This is a genomic window from Roseibium sp. M-1 (genome assembly GCF_054515675.1).
Genome location: NZ_CM137257.1, coordinates 3,633,679 through 3,652,353, shown reverse-complemented (window position 1 = coordinate 3,652,353; position 18,675 = coordinate 3,633,679). Strand labels below are relative to the sequence as shown.

At 63.4% G+C, this 18,675-nt stretch carries 17 protein-coding genes; 10 read left to right on the top strand and 7 right to left on the bottom strand.

The genetic code is table 11. From position 1 onward, the window contains the following. Positions 1 to 186 precede the first annotated feature (186 nt). From ACX3M4_RS16455 to ACX3M4_RS16435, 5 genes are read left to right on the top strand one after another with little or no spacing between them, the layout of a single operon-like run. Positions 187 to 1,125, top strand: a complete 939-nt coding sequence (locus ACX3M4_RS16455; protein WP_459354083.1) for a hypothetical protein — start codon at positions 187 to 189, stop codon at positions 1,123 to 1,125. Continuing rightward, a complete protein-coding gene (locus tag ACX3M4_RS16450) occupies positions 1,122 to 2,003 on the top strand; it encodes a ThiF family adenylyltransferase (protein WP_459354082.1) in 882 nt (293 codons plus the stop codon). The genes ACX3M4_RS16455 and ACX3M4_RS16450 overlap by 4 nt, the downstream gene beginning before the upstream one ends. Beyond that, on the top strand, positions 1,996 to 3,198 hold the full coding sequence (locus ACX3M4_RS16445; protein WP_459354081.1) for a hypothetical protein: 1,203 nt from the start codon (positions 1,996 to 1,998) through the stop codon (positions 3,196 to 3,198). Before ACX3M4_RS16450 ends, ACX3M4_RS16445 begins: the two co-directional genes overlap by 8 nt. Beyond that, entirely contained in the window at positions 3,195 to 4,304 is a 1,110-nt protein-coding gene (locus ACX3M4_RS16440; protein WP_459354080.1) for a GNAT family N-acetyltransferase, read from the top strand. Before ACX3M4_RS16445 ends, ACX3M4_RS16440 begins: the two co-directional genes overlap by 4 nt. Beyond that, a complete protein-coding gene (locus ACX3M4_RS16435; RefSeq protein WP_459354079.1) occupies positions 4,301 to 5,275 on the top strand; it encodes a hypothetical protein in 975 nt (324 codons plus the stop codon). Before ACX3M4_RS16440 ends, ACX3M4_RS16435 begins: the two co-directional genes overlap by 4 nt. Here the strand turns inward: ACX3M4_RS16435 and ACX3M4_RS16430 are convergent. The 3 genes from ACX3M4_RS16430 to ACX3M4_RS16420 all read right to left on the bottom strand — a co-directional run bounded on the left by ACX3M4_RS16430 (position 5,262) and on the right by ACX3M4_RS16420 (position 9,277). Further along, positions 5,262 to 6,926, bottom strand: a complete 1,665-nt coding sequence (locus ACX3M4_RS16430) for a c-type cytochrome (protein ID WP_459354078.1) — start codon at positions 6,924 to 6,926, stop codon at positions 5,262 to 5,264. The two genes, ACX3M4_RS16435 and ACX3M4_RS16430, sit on opposite strands and share 14 nt — an antisense overlap. Before the next feature lie 171 nt (positions 6,927 to 7,097). Further along, the gene (locus ACX3M4_RS16425) at positions 7,098 to 8,159 is read right to left on the bottom strand and encodes a PP2C family protein-serine/threonine phosphatase (protein WP_459354077.1); all 1,062 of its coding nucleotides are present in this window, start codon (positions 8,157 to 8,159) and stop codon (positions 7,098 to 7,100) included. A gap of 140 nt (positions 8,160 to 8,299) precedes the next feature. After that, positions 8,300 to 9,277, bottom strand: coding sequence for a GlxA family transcriptional regulator (locus ACX3M4_RS16420; protein ID WP_459354076.1), 978 nt, complete (start codon positions 9,275 to 9,277; stop codon positions 8,300 to 8,302). A gap of 129 nt (positions 9,278 to 9,406) precedes the next feature. On the opposite strand from ACX3M4_RS16420, the gene ACX3M4_RS16415 reads away from it, so the two are divergent. Genes ACX3M4_RS16415 through ACX3M4_RS16400 form a run of 4 tightly spaced genes read left to right on the top strand, consistent with a single transcriptional unit; the run spans position 9,407 to position 13,902 of the window. Next, a complete protein-coding gene (locus ACX3M4_RS16415) occupies positions 9,407 to 10,117 on the top strand; it encodes a GntR family transcriptional regulator (protein WP_459354075.1) in 711 nt (236 codons plus the stop codon). Between the two features lie 25 nt (positions 10,118 to 10,142). Further along, complete coding sequence (locus ACX3M4_RS16410) at positions 10,143 to 11,063, top strand: dihydrodipicolinate synthase family protein (protein ID WP_459359445.1); 921 nt, start codon at positions 10,143 to 10,145, stop codon at positions 11,061 to 11,063. 2 nt (positions 11,064 to 11,065) lie between these two features. Beyond that, positions 11,066 to 12,565 (top strand): aldehyde dehydrogenase, encoded by a 1,500-nt coding sequence (locus tag ACX3M4_RS16405; RefSeq protein ID WP_459354074.1) that lies wholly within the window; start codon positions 11,066 to 11,068, stop codon positions 12,563 to 12,565. After that, complete coding sequence (locus tag ACX3M4_RS16400; protein ID WP_459354073.1) at positions 12,562 to 13,902, top strand: NAD(P)/FAD-dependent oxidoreductase; 1,341 nt, start codon at positions 12,562 to 12,564, stop codon at positions 13,900 to 13,902. The genes ACX3M4_RS16405 and ACX3M4_RS16400 overlap by 4 nt, the downstream gene beginning before the upstream one ends. A gap of 192 nt (positions 13,903 to 14,094) precedes the next feature. Here the strand turns inward: ACX3M4_RS16400 and ACX3M4_RS16395 are convergent, their stop codons facing one another. Beyond that, positions 14,095 to 15,120: a permease gene (locus ACX3M4_RS16395; protein WP_459354072.1), complete on the bottom strand. Its 1,026-nt coding sequence runs from the start codon at positions 15,118 to 15,120 to the stop codon at positions 14,095 to 14,097. A 90-nt stretch (positions 15,121 to 15,210) separates the two neighbouring features. On the opposite strand from ACX3M4_RS16395, the gene ACX3M4_RS16390 reads away from it, so the two are divergent. Next, positions 15,211 to 16,062, top strand: a complete 852-nt coding sequence (locus ACX3M4_RS16390; RefSeq protein ID WP_459354071.1) for a LysR substrate-binding domain-containing protein — start codon at positions 15,211 to 15,213, stop codon at positions 16,060 to 16,062. Between the two features lie 5 nt (positions 16,063 to 16,067). Here the strand turns inward: ACX3M4_RS16390 and ACX3M4_RS16385 are convergent, their stop codons facing one another. The 3 genes from ACX3M4_RS16385 to ACX3M4_RS16375 are packed head-to-tail and all read right to left on the bottom strand — an operon-like array spanning position 16,068 to position 18,647. Continuing rightward, positions 16,068 to 16,802, bottom strand: a complete 735-nt coding sequence (locus ACX3M4_RS16385) for an SDR family NAD(P)-dependent oxidoreductase (protein ID WP_459354070.1) — start codon at positions 16,800 to 16,802, stop codon at positions 16,068 to 16,070. Beyond that, a complete protein-coding gene (locus ACX3M4_RS16380) occupies positions 16,799 to 17,530 on the bottom strand; it encodes an SDR family NAD(P)-dependent oxidoreductase (RefSeq protein ID WP_459354069.1) in 732 nt (243 codons plus the stop codon). Before ACX3M4_RS16380 ends, ACX3M4_RS16385 begins: the two co-directional genes overlap by 4 nt. Before the next feature lie 13 nt (positions 17,531 to 17,543). Further along, entirely contained in the window at positions 17,544 to 18,647 is a 1,104-nt protein-coding gene (locus ACX3M4_RS16375; RefSeq protein WP_459354068.1) for a mandelate racemase/muconate lactonizing enzyme family protein, read from the bottom strand. Positions 18,648 to 18,675: the final 28 nt, after the last annotated feature.

Sequence of the window (18,675 nt, the reverse complement as noted above, 5' to 3'; positions counted from 1 at the left end):
GTCTGCACATGCGGCATGGTTATGCCGCTCAGGCTCTGAAGTTTTTTCAAGGACATTCATCGAACGTTTAGCCCTGACGGGTCTTTTGTCAGGGGTTGCAGTGCAGGTTTTCACGCTTCAGCCGAGTGGGACGCATGGGGGAATTCACAATGGGTTTTCAACCGTTGAGCTTGAGATCCTGAACGCATGGGATTGATTGCTCAGGCTTTCAGCCGGGACCGGCTCGATGCGTCTTTCGCGACGGGCGGTTATCAGGTCGATATCGTCGAACGGCCGGGAGACTGGATGCCGGAAGACCGGCTGACCGGGTTGCGCCGGGACCTGCGTGCGATTGCCGCCGGAACGCTTTCCGCCGGAGACCTCGACTACGGTGTCTTTGGCGAGGGACGGGAGCATCTCAAGAACTCGGTCATCACGCTTGTGCGCCGGCGCAAGGACGGCAAGCCTGTAGCCTTCAATGCATTGGCGCTGATGAGCGTCAACCTGCGGCAGTCGACGGTCCGCGTTCTTCATCTCGGCCTCGTCATGGTCGATCCGAACGAACGCAGCAAGGGCCTGTCCTGGATCCTCTATGGCCTCACCTGCCTTCTTTTGTTCATGCGCGGGGGCTTGCGGCCGATCTATGTGTCCAACGTCACCCAGGTGCCTGCGGTGGTCGGCATGGTGAGCGAGACCTTTTCCGAAGTCAGTCCAGCGCCTGACGGGCGCGAGCCGCGGGACTTCCGCAAGGTGCTGATCGCCCGTGAAATCATGGCAAGCCACCGGCACGTCTTCGGCGTCGGTCCGGATGCCGATTTCGACGAGCGGCACTTCATCATCCGCAACGCCTATACGGGCGGCTCCGACAATCTGAAGAAGACTTTCGACGAAGCGCCGAAGCACAGGAGCGCCGCCTTCAACGACTGGTGCGGAGAGGTTTTGGATTATGGCCGCGGCGACGATGTCCTGCAGATCGGCCTGATCGATCTGGCCGCCGCGCAGCGCTATGCGACGCGAACCGTGCCCCGCGGATCGCTTGTTCAGATCGCAGCCCTCGGCGCGATCATCTTTGCCCGCAGGGCCTTGCTGCCGGCCATTCAGTGGTTCGACACAAAATCCGACTATGGACCGGTACGCGCACGATGAGTTTTTCCTATTTGCAGTTCACGACCCGCAACATCGGCTTCGTCACCCAGGACGAACAGGACCGGCTGCGGCAGGCCTGCGTCTTTGTCTGCGGCACTGGCGGCATGGGCGGCGCGGCGATCCAGTCCCTCATCCGCGCCGGTGTCGGCCGTCTGATCCTGGCGGATCTCGACGCCTTCGAGATCTCCAATCTCAATCGCCAGGTCTTTTCAACGCTCGATCATGTCGACCGGGACAAGGCCGAGGCGACGAAGGAGCAGTGTCTGCGGATCAATCCGGAAGCAAATATCGAAGTCCATGACGGGAGCTGGACGGAGCAGGCGGAACGCCTGGTCGGCGAAGCCGATGTCGTCATCAACGGCACGGATGATCTCGGTGCCTCCCTGCTCCTCTATCGCCTCTCGCGGCAAGCCGGGCGGCCGGTCATCGATGCCTATGCCTCGCCGTTGCCGTCGGTCTATCTGACGCGGGCGGGCCGGCCGATGCCCGAGGAGCGCCTGGGCTATCCGACCGTCGACACGGAATGGAACGCGCTCACTGAAACGCAGAGGCGGGACGCCTTCGTGGCGGAAGCGCTCCACGTGATGCTGAATTCCTCCTCGCGCCACTATATCGATCTCGATCTTGCCGGCGAGGTTGCGGCCGGCAAGCGCAGCCGCATGTCCTTCGCGCCGATGGTCGTCTGCACCGGCACGCTGATGGCCTACGAGACGCTTGGCCTCTTGCTCGGGCGGCCGACCCGGACCGACGAGCGCGGCTGGTTCTTCAATCCCTACAAGGCTCGTGTCGAGCATCCCCTGCCAGGCATTGCCGCGGCGCTGCTGCGGCCGCTGGTACGGCGCCAGTTGCTGCGGATGATGGAGGGGGACGGTGAGTGATCCGTTTCTAACGACCAATCTGACGGTCGCCGCCGCAACGGTAACGGGACTTCTGATCGTCCGGGCCCAGATCGATCCGTCAGGGACCGGCCTTGCCCGGCAGTTCCGCTTTGCGCTCCTGGTGACGGCCCTCTTCTATCTCGTGCGGGCTGCGGACTGGCTGACCGCATTTGGCCTCTTCAGGACGCTGACGATCATGGCCGCGGCCACGATCCCGCTTGCCGCTCTGATCCTCACAGAAGGGTTGCTGCGCCGCCATGCGCCGCGCCGCGTCAAGTTTTTCATTGCCGCCGGAGTGGCGGCGTTCGCAGGTCTGTCGCTCATCCTGCCGCTGACCTACAGCTTCGGCTTTCTTTATGCGCTGCTCGCCTTCCAACTGCTGTCCTTTGCGGCGGTATTCTGGTTGCTGGTGACGCGCGACAGGGCAAGCCTTTCGGATACGGAAAACATCACGGTCGACCGCTGCGCCCTGACGGTGCCGATCATCGTGCTCCTGCTCCTGTCGGACTACGGGTTCGTGGCGCTCGCCGAACTGCCCTATCTTTCGGGGCTCGGCGCGCTCACGGCCGCCTGGATGACCCTCACCCTGGAAGCGCGGTTTGCCGACATCGGCAGGTTGCTCCTTTCGATCCTGGCAATCGCCATTCTCTCTGTTCTTGCCGCCTGGCTGATCGGCCTCGAAGCAGGCCTGTCTGCGACGGATATGCTGAATGCCGCGGCCATCGCCGCCGCGCTCATGCTCGTTCTCGTGATCGGCCTGACGGCGGTCGCCATAAGGCGGGACCGGACCCAGGCGTCGCTGGTGGCAGCCCTGCAGGAAACGGGCTCTCTGGATCGGTTCTTGAATGCGCTCGAGCTGGAAGGATTGATGGCCGGATACTCCCTCCTGCGGCAAAGGGATCTTGCCGATTATGACGGCTCGGAACTTGTCCGGGTTCTTGGCGACTCTGACGGTGTAGGTCTCTCCGACCTGCCGAAGACACCGGCCGACGACACCCTTGGCGAAAGCCAGGTGCGGGAGCTGATTGCCCGCGTCGGCGGCCGGGAGGCCATGCTTGTTTCCGAGACACCGCTGGCGGTTGCCGTCGGCACGCCGACGGGAATCGCGGCCTCTTCCGGCAGTGAGCTGCGCTCGGCCTTCCGGCTGGCGCGCGTCATTGCCGAGCGGGATGCCAGGCGGGAGGAAACGCCATGAGCGTTATCGTGGAAGAAGGTAATTTCGAAGCTTTTTTCGAAGCGCCGTTCCATGCCTATGGCAAGGACAGCGCCTATGTTTCGCCGCTGAAATCGGACCTTGCGCGCTTTGTTGACCCGGGCCGCAATCCTCTTTTTTCAGCCAAGGATGACATTGCCATCTTCGCTGCCCGCCGCGATGGCCCGCCGATCGGCCGGCTGACCGCCCATGTCCACCGGGCCTCGAACAAGCACCATGGCTGGAACCGGGCCTGTTTCGGCTATTTCGACTGCGCCGACGACAGGCAAGCCGCGGCGGCCCTGCTGGGGGCGGCGGAAGACTGGGCCCGAAAGCGCGGCTTCAGCGAAATCATGGGGAATTTCAACCTGACGGCGATGCAGCAGGCCGGGGTGGTCACGGACGGATTTGACGAGATCCCCTATACCGATCTCGTCTGGAACCCGCCCCATATCCCGAAGCTCCTGGAAGAAAACGGCTACGCAGCCGAATTTCCGATGACCACCTTCGAGGTCGACCTCGCCACGACGCAGGCGCCGGAGATCGGACCGAAGCAGCAGGCGATCCTGGACGATCCGGACTTCGCCTTCGCACCGATCTCGCGCCGGAACGTGCGCGAACGCATGGAACAGTCGCGAAAGCTCCTGAATGCCGCCTTTGCGCAAAACCCGATGTTCGTGCCCGTCAGCGCGGATGAGTTTCACTTTCAGGCCAAGGATATGGCCTGGATCATCGATCCCAGGATTTCGGCCCTCCTGACCTATCGCGGCGAGCCGGTGGCAACGATCCTGTGCGTCCCCGACCTCAATCCGTTCCTGAAGAAAATCCGCTCGCGGCCCGGTCTCCTGATGCCCTGGCATTTTCTCCGGCACAAAATCTCCAACCGGCGCGCGGTGCTGATTTTCTCTGCCGTCCGGCCCGACATGCAGGGCAAGGGCGTCAATCCGGTCGTTCTGCGGCGCGTCATCCTGGCCATGAAGGAAGCGGGCTATACGACCCTCGGCAACACCTGGATCGCGGACGTCAACCCGGCCAGCCTGGCGCAGAAGGAAAAGGCCGGTGCCCGCAAGCTCCATCGCGTGCATCTCTATCGGAAGGCATTGACATGAGGCCGGCCCAACTGGCGCAAATCGCCGAAGAAGCGAACCTCGCGCCGTCCGTCCACAACACCCAGCCGACCCGTTGGCAACGGGACGGGACCGGTGCGCTGCTTCTGACACTGGCAGCCGACAGGTTGCTTGCCGTCGGCGATCCCAAGGGCCAGGACGCCAGGTTCAGCGGCGGCACGGCCCTTCGGGGCACCGTGCTGGCCCTTGCGCGGCAGGGTCTCGGCGTGAAGGGATGGGAGATCGACGGCGGCAAGGCACGCCTGGAATTTGGAGGCGAGCCCGCAGCAGCTCCGGACCTCGGTCTTCTGCAAAAACGGACCACCTGGCGCGGCGGCTTTTCAAAAACGTCCGCTGCCAACCTCGCCGACTTGACGGACATCTGCAACCGCCGGAGCGACGTGACGCTGGCGGCAGAAAGCGGCCAGATCCATCGGCTTGCCGAGCTAAATGATATGTCCAGCCTCGGCATCATGCGCAATCCGGCCTTCCGGGCGGAGCTGTGCCACTGGATGCGGTTCACCCGCAGCGATCCGCGCTGGTCGAAGGACGGGCTCTCGGCCGAAGCGCTTGCGATGTCCGGCTTCGAAGCCCGTGCCGCCCAAATCGTTCTCCGCCGTCCGGTTTTCGAAATGCTTGACCGGCTCGGCCTCGGCAAGGCGATCGTTTCCGAAGGCGCCAAGACGCGCAGCGCCACCGGACTTGCCACTTTTCACCGGCCCCGGGATGAAGACTGCTGGACCAGCGGCATGCACTTTTATGATTTCTGGATCGCCTTGACGGCGGCGGGACTGGCCGCGTGGCCGATGGCCGTGCTGGCGGATGATCCCGATGCCAACCGCGAAGTGGTTCGGCTTCTGGGTCTGCCGGAAACGGACCGGCTGATCACGGTTCTGCGGGTCGGGCCGCATCCGGGTGCCAGGCAGCCGGCAAAAGCCCGGCTGGGAGCGGCCGAACTCGTCAGAGAAGTTTGAGATATTCCAGCAAGGCGGCACGGTCTTCAGTGCTGAGCGCGGTGAATTCGTCCGCGTGACCGTCATGCGACAGGCCGTATTGGCCGGTGTCGATCTCGACCGCCATGGCCCAGGGCTCATAGCTGGCCGGGGGCAACCAGCCGCCCTGGCCGTCGTCGATACCCTGAAGGCCAGCCTTCTCAAGATCGAGTGCATGCCCGCCAACGCTGAAGCGGTCCGGCCGCGTCTCCGGATGCATCAAATGCCAGAGCGTCGGCACGCTGCCGTTATGCAGGTAGGGAGCGCTTGCCCAGATGCCGGTCAGCGGCGGAGCGACGTAGGAACTTGCGCTCTGGGCATTGATGTAGCGTCCGAAAGAGCCGGCATTGACCGCGGTTGCAACCTCCTCGTCCGTCAGCTCGATACGGCGCGGATCCGTGCCGACATCGCCTTGCCAGTTTGGAAATGAAACAAGGGCGGGCGCTGCGAGACTGTCATCGTAACGGCCATGACAGGCGCTGCAGTTTGCCGCGAAAATCTCCCGGCCCTGCTGCAGTTTCGCCCTGTCGATCGTTCCGGGGAAGGGCTGCGGCCGGTAACCGGCAGCCCAGGCGAGCACATTCTCCGCATCGCCGATATGCGCTTCGGCTGTTTCATTGGAGACGCCCATGCTCGGCACGGTGAAATAGGCAACGAGCGGTGCCATTTGGCGCAGATGGTGGGGAGTGATATCGGCTGCCACGGTCTCCCGTCGCTGATCCGTCCCGGGCGGCGCGTAGGTCGCCGTGTTCAGGAAGCTGCGCCGCCAGAGCCGTCCGCCGAGATCCGGAACAGAATTGGCGACGCTGTGCTGCACAGACGTGGTCTTGTCGATCAGGCCAAGCCGGAGCTTCAGGGCGTCGAGACCGTTGGTCGCGCCCGGAACGCCGGCGTGAAACGGCAATAGGCGGCCCGGCTTCTCCGCACGCGCCTCTATTTCCTTTTTCAAGACCGGCAGAAGCGCAAAACGCAGCGTCTGGCGCTCGGCCCAGGTCGTGTCGGGGAACAACGTCTGTACCGCTGCCAGCATGGACGTGCTGTCGCCGGCCTGATCCCTGAAGGCGGCATAGAGCGCCTCGGTATAGGCCTCCAGATTGATCGATCCGTTCGGCATGCCGAGCCAGACCCGTGAAGGATCGGGACTGCCGTCCGGCCGGTAGACGACGCTGGAATGACAGGCCGCGCAGCCCGAATTGCTGATGGTAACGGCGACCGGAAGCTGTGCATGTTCGGCAACGCCGGTGTTGAGACCGAGCGGCACCGACAGATCAGGCTGCGGCAGGGTGTCCGGCCAGTTCTCTATTGTGGACGGGCTGTGAAAGCCGAAGCGGCGAAAGAGGGCGGCAATCTCCACCTCGCCGATCTTGTCGGGATTTCCGCCTGTTTCCTGAAGTGCGAGCGCCGCCACCATCAGTTTCCAGGGTGCGGCGGAGGTCTGCAGCGTGTCGGAGGTCAGGGCGCCGAAATCGCCGAAGGCGAACAGAGCCACGCCCTTGTCCTCGTCGGAATGAAGGGTGGGCTGCAGCGCTTCAAAGCGGGAAGACCGGGTGGCAAGGTCCGCCGGATTGAGCATCCACAGGCCAACCGCGGCGGCAACGAGAAGCAGGAGGACGGCGAGAAGAATACGTTTCATACAGCTTTCAAGCCCCTCGGCACCGTCACGGGATCAGAGTTTGAGCCTCGATCGGAACGTGGTCCCTTCTGCGAGATAGCGACGAACGCATGAAATTTCCATGAACCGCTTCCAAGGTTTCAAGGGGGGCATCGGGCCCTTTGTTGCCGACCCAAAGGCAACTGGTGGCTTCTATTGCTGTTGCAGGTCGTCTGGCGAACCGGTTCTTTCCAAGAAGCTGCCGATATCGGCCGGCTGCCTGCCAAGGAACAGGTAGGCGCCAATCGCCGATACGGCCACCAGCAAAAGCAGGACCGCAAGGAGGGGCCCGCGCCGGGATTGCCTTTCTTTGGCAGGCCTGACCTCCGGTGCCGGATCCTCGGTTGGCGTCCGGGCCGACATTCGGGCCGACGTCTGGACCGTTTCCGCATCCTCGTTCTCTTCTTCCGCCGCCGTGTCCGCCTCGCAGTGAACCATCACCAGCGTGGCATTGTCGTGCTGGCCTTTTTCCAGGTAGCGGCCGTGGGCATCGATCGCCTGGATGAGTGCATTGAGGGCCTGTGGCTGACCGGCGTCGCGAAAGGCTCCGACAAGACGCCGGAGCAACTCGCTGTCGACGACTTCAATTCCGTCGCTCGCCAGAAGATAGGTGTCGCCGGGCCGGATCTCGCGCGTTGCGATCTGCCAGGTGTCGATGCCGAAGCCGATCACGGCCGAGGTGATGCTGCTGCGGCCCGGATGCAGAACGACGTCGCTCCAGGGTTTCTCGCCTGTCGCCGCGAGCAGGCCCTGTTCAAAACCGAAGGCGTGCTTTTCGTTGATGTAGTGGATTTCGTCGTCCCGGAAGCGCAGGAGATGCGAGTCGCCGACCGACAGGAAGGTCAGCGCGTTGTCCCGGAACAGCCCGGCGACGACGGTTCCGCCCATGGATTCGCCATAGCCGTTTTCCTGTTTGAGCTGCCCGAGGTTTGCGTCAACTGCAGTGAGAGCGGCCAGCATATCCTCAGGCGCAACCGTTTCGACCTTCTGCAGATGCCTGGCGAAACCGCCCACAATCACCTGGCTGGCGATATCGCCGTGACCGCCCGACCCGATCCCGTCGGAAAGAACCACCAGAGCATTGCCGTCCGACGAGTAAGTCCCGTCCTCGTTCGCATTGAGGTGGTGGCTGCCGTCTGCGGTCACCAGCGACCAGGAATCTTCCTGATACTCCCGCCCGCCCTGGGTCTGCCGGCCGCAGATCAGGAACCGCATGGATGGTCGTCCTGCATCGCGTTCATCTGCCCTCTTTCCGCCTCGCGTGACTGCCCGTCTTTCGGTCTCCTTGCTGATCCTGAACCAATTTGCATCTCTTCGCACCCCGCAATCCTTACCGAGGGGGGTAGGACGAAGGTCTACGCTCTCTGGAAGGCGGCCACCGGACCGGCCGCGCAAAGCCGCTGGTTATGCGGCGTGACGCCGAAACGGTTGTGGTAGGTGCGGATGAAGTGCGAGGCGGATTCGTAGCCGCAGGCGAGCGCGATCTCGGAAATGGAGCCTTCGGTCTGCAGCAAGAGGTTGCGGGCCCGCGTCAGCTTCTGGTCGATGGCGAAGCGTTTGGGCGAGACTTTCAGATGTTTCTGGAACAACCGCTCCAACTGGCGCGTCGAGATGCCGATCTTGCGGGCGATCTCCGAGGTCGGCAGGTAATAGGGCGCGCTTTCGTTCAGCAGGCGAATGGCCTCGGCGATATGCGGATTGCGGATTCCGTGGCGGGCCTGCAGCGAGATCTGCTGCCGGGCTGTGGCCGGGCGCACGCCGGAATAGACCATCATGTCGGCGATGGCGACGGCAAGGTCCGTGCCGTGTTTCTCGCCGATCAGGTGCAGCATCAGGTCGGCTGCCGCTGTGCCGCCGGAGGCCGTTACGAAGGTCTCGTCGGCGACGAAGACGTTCTTGCAGAGTTCGACCTCCGGAAAGTTCTCTTCGAAACTGTCGTGGAAGGACCAGTGGATGGCCGCGCGCCGGTCAGTCAGCAGCCCGGCCTTGGCAAGCACATAGGCGCCGGAACAGATCGCGCCGATCTGTGTGCCGCGGGCACGCTCCCGGCGCAGAAAGGCGAGTACCTCCGGCGTTGCCCGGTCACCGACATTCTGGCCCGACACCAGGAATAGGCTGGATCGCGGCGGCAAGGGGTCGAGCCCCTGGTCGACCAGGGTGACGGACCTGTTGGAGCAGATTGCCCGCGTCCCGTCCGGCGAAGCCAGCCGCCAGCGGTAGATTTCCTCACCCTGAAGCAGGTTGGCGATGCGCAGCGGTTCGACCGCGCAGGAAAAGGCAATGTGGGAAAAATCGTCGAGCAACAGGAAGGTGACATCGCTTGTACGGGACATGTCGCTTTTCTCCGGCCTCTGTCGCCTCTGGCCCATCAGGGGGCCGCAGGCGCTTGTATTATTTTTGTGTTGCCATTGTACACATCATGTATACAAATCAGTCAACAAAATTCGAAAGCGGAGGTTCCGATGCCCCCTGTCCGCGGCACGGCCAAATCGACGGCCTATGAAGATCTGAAACGCGCAATCCTGACACTGGAGCGCAAGCCCGGCAGCGCGTTGGAAGAGACGGAGCTGTGCGATGTCTACGGACTTTCCCGCACGCCGCTGCGCGAAGTGCTGCAGCAGCTTGCCGGCGAAGGCTACGTGACGCTGCAGCTCAACCGCGGCGCTCGCGTATCGGACATGACCCATTACACGTTACGGGATTTCTTCCTGGCGGCCCCCCTGATCTACAGCGCGGTTCTGCGCCTCGCAGCCCAGCACGCGACGGCGGCGCAGATTGCGGAACTGAAACAGGCGCAGGCCGACTTTCGTGCAGCAATGGAAAGCGGCGATGTGATTGCCCGCGCGCTCACCAACGACCGCTTCCACCGCATCACCGGTCTGATGGCCGGCAACAGCTATCTTCTCGCCAGTCTCGACCGGCTGCTGATCGATCACACCAGGATCGGCATGACGTTCTTCCGTCCGAAGTCGGGCACGAAGGAAGACCGGCTGGAGCTGGCAGGCCGTCAGCACGACGAAATGATCGGTGCCATCGAGAACGGAGACGACAACCGCGCCGCCGAACTGGCCCTGGAACACTGGGCCCTGTCGCGGGACCAGATCGAACTCTTCGTCATGCCCGCAGGCCTGGAAGCGCCGCTGGGCGTGCTGTCAAACCTGAAATCCGCATAAGGCCGATATCGCCATGACCCCCATCATGAAATTCGAGGGCATCTATACGCCTGTCGTCACGCCCTATGACGGCGCCGGAAATGTTGTCTGGGACAAACTGGAAAAGGTGATCGACCACCTCGTCGAGGCTGGCGTCCATGGACTGATTTCCGGTGGTTCGACCGGAGAGAATTACGCCCAGACCATCGAAGAGCGGCTGGAACTTGCCCGGTTCACGAAGGACAAGCTCGCTGGCCGTCTACCGCTGATCGTCGGTACCGGCACCATGCGCACCCCGGATTCCGTTACCCTTGCTGAAGGGGCGGCAAAAATGGGGGCCGCTGCCATCCTGGTGGGCTCGCCGCCCTACGCGGTGCCGACTGAGCGGGAAAACGCGCTCAACGTCCTGACAATCGACCGGGCGGCAGACTTGCCGGTTATGCTCTATAACTATCCGGGCCGCATGGGCGTCAACATGGGCGAGGAATTCCTCGACCGCGTCGGCCGCTCGCGCAATGTCTGCGCCATCAAGGAAAGTTCCGGCGACATCAACCGGGTGCATCTGCTGGCACGGGATTATCCGCATATCCAGATGTCCTGCGGCATGGACGACCAGGCGCTGGAATTTTTCGCCTGGGGTGCGCGCAGCTGGGTCTGTGCCGGCTCCAACTTCCTGCCGAAGGAACATGTTGCACTTTACCAGGCCTGTGCCGTCGAGGGCGACTTCACCAAGGGCCGGCGGATCATGTCGGCGATGTTGCCGTTGATGCGGGTGCTGGAACAGGGTGGCAAGTTCATTCAGTGCGTCAAGCATGGCGTCGAGATGACCGGGCTCTACGCTGGTCCGCCACGGCCGCCTCTGAAGGCGCTCAACAAGGACGACAAGCGCCAGTTGGATCAGGTTGTCCGGGTTCTGAAATCCACCATTCAAGACATCACTGCCCAAGACACCAAGGCAGGAGCCTGACCATGACCGACCTTCTGACGCACGAAGAATACAAGGCCGTTGCTGCAAAGCTCGACCTGCCGGGGAATGCCTTCATCGACGGCTCTTATCGTCCTGCCGCCTCCGGCAAGACCTTTAAGACGGTCAATCCCGCCACCGGAAAGGCGCTTGCAAAGGTAGCCGCCTGCGGCGCGGAGGATGTCGACTTCGCGGTGCTCAAGGCACGCGAGGCGTTCGACGACGGCCGCTGGTCGAAACTTCATCCGGGCGAACGCAAGGATATCCTGATCCGCTTCGCCAAGCTTCTGACCCGCAACCGCCGGGAACTGGCGGTGATGGAAAGCCTCGACAGCGGCAAGACGATCTATGACTGCGAGACGGTGGATGTGCCTGAAACCATCCATTGCCTGAAGTGGCACGCGGAGGCGATCGACAAGATCTACGATCAGGTTTCGCCTGCCTCCGACAATCACATTGCCATGATCGTGCGCGAACCCGTCGGCGTCGTCGGGCTGGTGCTGCCGTGGAACTTTCCGCTGCTGATGCTTGCCTGGAAGATCGGTCCGGCGCTCGCCGCCGGCTGTTCGGTCATCGTCAAGCCGGCTGAGGAAACCTCGCTGACGGCCCTGCGTGTGGCCGAACTTGCCATGGAAGCCGGCATTCCCCGCGGCGTCTTCAACGTCGTGCCGGGCACCGGCCCGGAAGTCGGAGAGCCGCTCGGCCGGCACATGGATGTCGACATGATCTCCTTTACCGGTTCGACGGAAACCGGCCGCCGCTTCCTGCGCTATGCCGCCGACAGCAACCTCAAGGAAGTCGTCCTGGAAATGGGTGGCAAGAACCCGAGCGTCGTCCTGAAGGATGCGGAAAATCTCGACCGGGTCGCCGCCCACATCGTCAATGGTGCCTTCTGGAACATGGGTGAGAACTGCTCGGCAAGTTCCCGCCTGATCGTGGAGGAGGAGATCAAGGACGCCCTGCTGGAGCGTATCCTGGCCCATGCGCGCGAATGGACCCTCGGTGATCCGCTTGATCCCGAGCACCGGGTCGGCGCGCTTGTCTCAAGTGCCCATTTCGGCAAGGTCTGCTCCTATCTCGACAAGGGCGCGAAGGTGCTGCTTGGCGGCAAGAGCCACGACGGCGCCTTTGTAGAGCCGACGATCCTGGAAACCGATCCGGGCTCCAGCCTTGCACGGGAAGAAATCTTCGGCCCGGTGCTGAGCGTCATGACCGTGCGCGGCTTCGACGAGGCGATCGCCCTTGCCAACGACACGGAGTACGGCCTCGCCGCCTCGATCTTCACCGGCAATGCGCGGAAAGCCCTGCGCGGTGCCCGGGCGATCCGCGCGGGCACGGTCACGGTCAACTGCTTTGGCGAAGGCGACATCACCACGCCCTTCGGCGGCTTCAAGCAGTCCGGCTTTGGCGGCCGCGACAACAGCCTCGCCGCCCACGACCAGTATACCCAGATCAAGACCATCTGGCTGGATCTCTCCGACGACGAGGACGAGGCCGTCGCATGACGCACCGGGCCGCCAAGACCCTGCCGAACCTGCAAGGTCCGGCGGCCTGGAACAGGATCCTGCCGCCGCAGGCGGCGCCCGGCGTGCTGAGGGAAGCAACCAGTGCCGACATAGCCATTGTCGGTGCCGGGTTTGCCGGTCTTTCCGCAGCCCGCCGGCTCCTCCAGATCGACAGCAAGTTGAAGATCGCCGTCATCGATGCGGGTCGGGTTGCGGAAGGATCGGCCGGGCGCAATTCCGGTTTCATGATCGATCTGCCGCATGAACTGACCTCGGAGGACTATGCCGGGGCAGGCGACGACCGTTCCCTTATCGCCCTCAACCGCAAGGCCATTGCCTTTGCCCGGGAAGCCGTCAGCGACTTTGGCATCGACCCGAACTATTTCGATCCCGCAGGCAAGATCAACGGCGCCGCGAGTGCCAAGGCGGAGGCGCATAACCGCAGCTACGCGGAGCACCTGACCAGTCTCGGCGAAGACTATGAGCTGCTCGACCGGCAACAGATGGCCGATCTGACCGGCAGTCATCACTATCTCGGTGGGCTCTATACGCCGGGCACCGTCATGCTGCAGCCGGCAGGTTATATCCGCGGCCTCGCAAGGGGCCTGCGGCAACAAGATGTCCGCATCTTCGAGGAAAGCCCGGTCCTGTCCTTCGCCCGCGAGGGCGCCGGCTGGAAGCTTGTCACGCCCGGGGGCTCCGTCTCGGCGGCAAAGATCATCCTCACTGTCAACGGTCATCTGGAGAGCTTCGGCTTTGAGCGCGACCGGCTGATGCAGCTTTTCCTCTTTGCCGTCATGACGCCGGAACTTGATGCAGACGCCTGCAGGAAACTCGGCGGCAAGACCCGCTGGGGCATCACGCCGTCGGACCCGATGGGCACGACGCTCCGCCGCATCGATAGAGGTCAGGGCGGCAACCGTATCGTCACCCGCACCTGCGCGGTTCTGAAACCCGACATGAACCTCTCCCCCGCAAGCGTCGCCCGGGCGGCCGCCGTCATGCAGCGCAAGTTCGACCGCCGCTTTCCGCAGCTGGCCGGCTTGAAGATGGAATACCGCTGGGCCGGCCATCTCTGCCTGTCGCTGAACGGCGTTGCCGTCATGCGGGAACTGGAAGACGATCTCTATTCCGGCTGCGTCCAGAACGGCCTCGGCACGGCACGCGGAACGCTGACGGGCATCGGTGCGGCAGAGCTTGCCCTGGGTGCGCAGAGCGACATCACCCGCCACTTCGGCGCAGAAACCCGGCCGAGAAAGCTGCCGCCCCAGCCGTTCAGAGAAATTGGCGCCAATGCCGTGCTGCGCTGGAAGGAATGGCGGGCGTCGGAAGAATGAGACCGGCAGACTTATCTGCTTGTTCTGCCTCATCCTGAGGAGGGCCGTCAGGCCCGTCTCGAAGGACGGGCTGCAGGCGCTGAAACAGGTGGCAAATCCTTCGAAAACCCTGGCTTCGCAAGGCGCCACAGGACGAGGGGAATGTGCAGGAGAGGCCTTGTTAATGCGGCTGATTTTAGAGTTCCAGGATCTTCAATAAATCCATTCGAACACATAGCCCGCGATCAGAGAACCCGTCACGGCGAGCCCCAGATAGAGCAGAAACGGCCGTAGCTTTAGAACCGGGAAGATTGCCAGCGCACCCCAGATGCTGACGACGCCGCCGGAAACCAGAAACGCCATCGCTGCTCCGGGCGACATGCCATTGTCGATCAGGCCGCGAGTAAGCGGCAGAGCTGCATAGCCGTCGATATAGGCAGGTGCGCCGACAAAGACCGCCGCCGGAATGGCCCACCAGGTTTCCTCGCCGACATAGACTGCCAGGGATCCCGGTGTCAGGGCGGCGTTCAGCGCATATTCAGCGAAGAAAGCCGGAACGAGGCAGATCAGGATCAGCCGTGTCGTCGCGGCTGCCTGCCGGGAGAATGCTTTGCGCCGGACGCCATCGCGCCAGACCCGAGGTTCGAAAGAGGCCGCGACACCGCAGCACGATGCCGTCAACTTCGCCGCAAGACCACCGGTTCGCAACGCCGACTTGCCGTTTGTGTCAGTCATGACTGCAGCCGTGATTGCGCCGCCGAAAACGCCGAGACCGAAGGCCGCGACGGTCTTGCCCACGGCAAAGGCAATGCCGAGCGTTGCCGCCGTGGTCGCCAGCATCGCCGGATCGGTGACGGGTGAAGAGAGCCAGAATGCCATGACAGGGGCAAGGGGAACACCGGCGGCGAGCAGACCGGCCATCAGCGGCAGGATCGTGACCCCGCAGACCGGTGTGATCGCGCCGACGGCAGAGGCCACGAGAACCGTGCGCAGGAGACGGCCTTCGAACGCCCGGCCGATGATCTTGTCGGCGCCGCTGGCCATGACCCACGCGGTCAGGGCAATGCCCGGAACGACCAGCGGGGCAACGTCAAACAGACCCTGGCCGGTGAACAAAACACCTTGCAGGAAGAAGTGCGGCCACGCCCAGACAAGCCCTGCAAGGAGCAACGCTCCGGCTGTGGCAGCAAACACGCGTGATCCGGATATCCTTGAAGTCGCTGCCTGCTGTCCGTCCATGAAGACCTCCCGTGATTGACGTCTTCAGACTAGGCGTGATTAAGATATATGAGAAACGAATATCTTTAATATCGGTTATTGAGAAAACAGATGAAAAGCCTCGACAGCGAACTTCTCAGGACCTTTCTGGCTGTCGCGGCTACGGGAAGTATGACGGATGGCGCGCGGCTGATCGGGCGGTCTCAGTCGGCAACCAGTCTTCAGATCATGCGCCTGGAAGAAGTGCTCGGCCGGGAGCTGTTCGAGCGGACGGGGCGCGGTGTGACGCTGACCGAAACCGGACAGCGCCTGATGCCGGTCGCCAGAGATGTGACTGAACGGCTCGATACCGTCCTGCGCGACATTACGGCCGATGGCCTGCGCGGCAGGCTTCGCCTCGGTATTCCCGACGATCATGGCCGGGCAAAGCTCGCACAGATCCTGGCCGCCTTCTCGCAGTCGCACCCCCACGTGGAGCTGGAGGTGACCTGTGCGATCAGCACCGAATTTCCGGAACTGCTTTGCAAGGGATTATTGGATCTCGCCGTCTATGAGGTTGAAACGACCGGCAGGACTGAAGAGGTGGTATTCGAGGACCCGACTTGCTGGGTCATGTCGCGTTACCGGGATCTTCTGGCGGAGGATCCGGTCCCGGTCGCCCTCTTCGACAGGGCCTGCTGGTGGCGCGACGCGGCGCTCAAGTCGATGGAGGCCCGAGGAAAACCATACCGGATTGCGTTTTCAAGCCAGAGCGTTGCGGGGGTCACGGCGGCCGTGGAGGCGGGTGTCGCGATCGGCCTCCTGGGTCGCTCCACACTGGCAGGTCACCTCAGGCTGCTCAACGCCGAGCACGGGTTCGGCCCGACGCCGGTGTCAAAGCTTGTCATCGGATCGGCTGCTGGGGCCGATCCGGATCTTGTCGTGTCCATGAAATCCGCCATACGCAAGGCATTCCGGGTCTGATTCTGTTACGGCAGGCTCAGCTTCGTCATCCGGCCGCCATCGACCGTATAGACCTGACCGGTGACGAAACCGCTTTCCTCCGCGGCCAGGAAAGCAACCAGGGCCGCGACTTCCTCCGGCCTGCCTGTCCGTCCAACAGGGTGGATCTTGCCGATGTCCCGCCGGAAGGCGTCGGGGTCCGGCGTCGCGTTGATGAAATCGAGATTGAGATCCGTATCGATCCAGCCCGGCGCAACCGCGTTGCAGCGGATGCCGTCCTTGCCATGATCGACGGCAACGGCGCGGGTGAGCCCGTGCAGGCCGGCCTTGGAGGCCGAATAGGCCGCATGCAGCGGATTGCAGCCGATGCCCTCGATGGACCCGACATTGACGATGGCACCGCGCGCAGCGCGCAGATGCGGCAGCGCGTGTTTGATCATCAGAAACGGCGTGGTCAGGTTCACCGTCAGCGAGCGCTGCCAATCGGCCGGCGACATGTCCTCGACTGCAGCTTCCTGCATCAAACCGGCATTGTTGATGAGTATGTCCAGCCGCCCGCCACGCGAGACGGCGTCGTCGATGATGCGGGCAGGGGCTTCCATGTCGGAAAAATCCGCCCGCACATGGTCGAAATCCGGATCCTCGCTGCGCTGAGCGGTAAAGACCCGGGCGCCTTCATCGCGCAAGCGATGCGCGATGGCGCGGCCGATGCCGCTGCGCCCGCCCGTCACCAAAGCGACCTTGCCTTCGAACCGTCTCATGCCACCGATTTCCCGCCATTGACCTCGACCAGCGAACCGCAGAGGTAGCGGGCGGCGTCGGACGCGAGGAACAGCACCACTTCCGCAATGTCGTCCGGCTTGGCGACCCGACCAAGCGGGACCGTCTTGCCGAGTTCGGCAATGGCTGTCGCCGGATCGAAACCGCGCTTTTCGAACCCGGTGCGCAGCATCGGTGTGTCGACCTCATTGGGGCAGACGGCATTGATGCGGATGCCCTGATGGGCATGGTCGCGGCCCATGCACTGGGTCAGCGAGGCGATTGCCGCCTTGGTCATGCAATAGACGGCATGGTTCGGACCCGGATGCACTCCCCAGCAGGAGGCGAGATTGACGATGGCACCGCCGCCGGCTTCCGCCAGCAGCGGAATGCCCGCCCGACAGATGCGGAAGGGGGCCTCGACATTGACGCCGACCGACAGCGCCCAATCCTGGTCGCTGGTTTCGGTCACGGGGCCACGCGTGATGACACCCGCGTTGTTGACGATGATGTCCAGTCCGCCGAGCGCGCCGGCCGCCATTTGGGGCAGGCTGCCTGCATAGGAAGCGTCCAGCAGGTTACCGGAAAGTCTTGCTTCCGCCTCGACCGCATCGCAATCCCGGTCGGCGGCGGCCACAAGCGCACCCTCCGCCCGCAGCATCTCCGTGATGACCTGGCCAATTCCGCCGGCAGCGCCGGTCACAAGGGCACGCTTGCCTTTGAAACGCATTCAAGTCTCCTGATCAAAAAGAAGCAATGGGCGCGCCGAAGCGGCTTTCGTCCGGCTCGACGCCGAGGCCCGGGCCTTCCGGCAGATCGATATGTCCGTCCCGGATGCGGACGCCTTCGCCGATCGAATAGGACCCGTCGATCATGGGTTCGGCCAGCCAGACGCCTTCGAGAAGTTTGGGGTTCACGGTGGCGGCGACATGGATGCAGGCCGCGGCGATGACATCGCCGCCCCAGGCATCGTCGCAGGTATGGGGCAGGGTGGCGGCCTCGCAAATGTCCCGGAACGCAGCCATCTGCTGCAGTCCGCCGATCCGGGTCACCTTCATGCCGAAGCCGTCCACCAGCCCGCGCCCCGCGGCGCGTATGATCGTCGCGAGGTCCACCCCGTTCTCGTCCATGTAGATGCCGTGATGGACCTGCGGCCGGATTTTCTCCAGATCCTCGATGCGGTTGCAGGGCTGTTCCAGGATGAAGGGGATCTCCGGGCATTCCCGGCTGACGCGCAGCGCGTCGCGCGTTGTCCAGCCGCGATTGCCGTCGACGGCAAGCCGCATGCCGGACACGGCAATCTGCTCCCAGACCTTGCGGATGGTCTCGATATCGAGTTCCACCGGCCGCCCGCCCATCTTGATCTGCAGACGCGGATAGCCTTCGGCAAGCTTTTCAGCCGCGATCCGGGCAATGTCGTCCGGGGCTCCAACGCCTGTGGCGTAGTAGGACGGGACACGATCCGAAGCGACGCCGCCGAGCAGGTCGGCAACCCGCAATCCGAGGTGTTTGCCGAGAAGGTCGTGGACTGCGATGTCGATGGCAGCCTTGGCATAGTTATGGCCGTTGAGCTGGCCATGCATGAGCCGGCCGATTGTCAGCGGCTGGATCTCCCGGCCGATCAGGGCCGGTGCGATCTGCTGCAGGGCGGCCTGTGCGCCTCGGGCATGAGCCTCGGCATAGGTCGGGCCGACGGGGCAGGTCTCGCCCCAACCGGTCAGGCCGTTGTCGGCGGTCAGTTTGACCAGCGTGGTTTCAAGGGACCAGACTTCCGCATTGGCCATCCGGTAGGGTCCGCCCTTGACCGGCAGGTCATGGCGGAAGATCTCGACCGATTTGATTTTCATGAGCCGCCTCGTTGGGCAGAAGGGATCG

Coding starts and splice junctions, on each gene's coding strand:
- ACX3M4_RS16455 (WP_459354083.1), top strand. CDS start 187: ATGGGATTGATTGCTCAGGCTTTCAGCCGGGACCGGCTCGATGCGTCT.
- ACX3M4_RS16450 (WP_459354082.1), top strand. CDS start 1,122: ATGAGTTTTTCCTATTTGCAGTTCACGACCCGCAACATCGGCTTCGTC.
- ACX3M4_RS16440 (WP_459354080.1), top strand. CDS start 3,195: ATGAGCGTTATCGTGGAAGAAGGTAATTTCGAAGCTTTTTTCGAAGCG.
- ACX3M4_RS16435 (WP_459354079.1), top strand. CDS start 4,301: ATGAGGCCGGCCCAACTGGCGCAAATCGCCGAAGAAGCGAACCTCGCG.
- ACX3M4_RS16430 (WP_459354078.1), bottom strand. CDS start 6,926: ATGAAACGTATTCTTCTCGCCGTCCTCCTGCTTCTCGTTGCCGCCGCG.
- ACX3M4_RS16425 (WP_459354077.1), bottom strand. CDS start 8,159: ATGCGGTTCCTGATCTGCGGCCGGCAGACCCAGGGCGGGCGGGAGTAT.
- ACX3M4_RS16420 (WP_459354076.1), bottom strand. CDS start 9,277: ATGTCCCGTACAAGCGATGTCACCTTCCTGTTGCTCGACGATTTTTCC.
- ACX3M4_RS16415 (WP_459354075.1), top strand. CDS start 9,407: ATGCCCCCTGTCCGCGGCACGGCCAAATCGACGGCCTATGAAGATCTG.
- ACX3M4_RS16410 (WP_459359445.1), top strand. CDS start 10,143: ATGAAATTCGAGGGCATCTATACGCCTGTCGTCACGCCCTATGACGGC.
- ACX3M4_RS16405 (WP_459354074.1), top strand. CDS start 11,066: ATGACCGACCTTCTGACGCACGAAGAATACAAGGCCGTTGCTGCAAAG.
- ACX3M4_RS16400 (WP_459354073.1), top strand. CDS start 12,562: ATGACGCACCGGGCCGCCAAGACCCTGCCGAACCTGCAAGGTCCGGCG.
- ACX3M4_RS16395 (WP_459354072.1), bottom strand. CDS start 15,120: ATGGACGGACAGCAGGCAGCGACTTCAAGGATATCCGGATCACGCGTG.
- ACX3M4_RS16390 (WP_459354071.1), top strand. CDS start 15,211: ATGAAAAGCCTCGACAGCGAACTTCTCAGGACCTTTCTGGCTGTCGCG.
- ACX3M4_RS16385 (WP_459354070.1), bottom strand. CDS start 16,802: ATGAGACGGTTCGAAGGCAAGGTCGCTTTGGTGACGGGCGGGCGCAGC.
- ACX3M4_RS16380 (WP_459354069.1), bottom strand. CDS start 17,530: ATGCGTTTCAAAGGCAAGCGTGCCCTTGTGACCGGCGCTGCCGGCGGA.
- ACX3M4_RS16375 (WP_459354068.1), bottom strand. CDS start 18,647: ATGAAAATCAAATCGGTCGAGATCTTCCGCCATGACCTGCCGGTCAAG.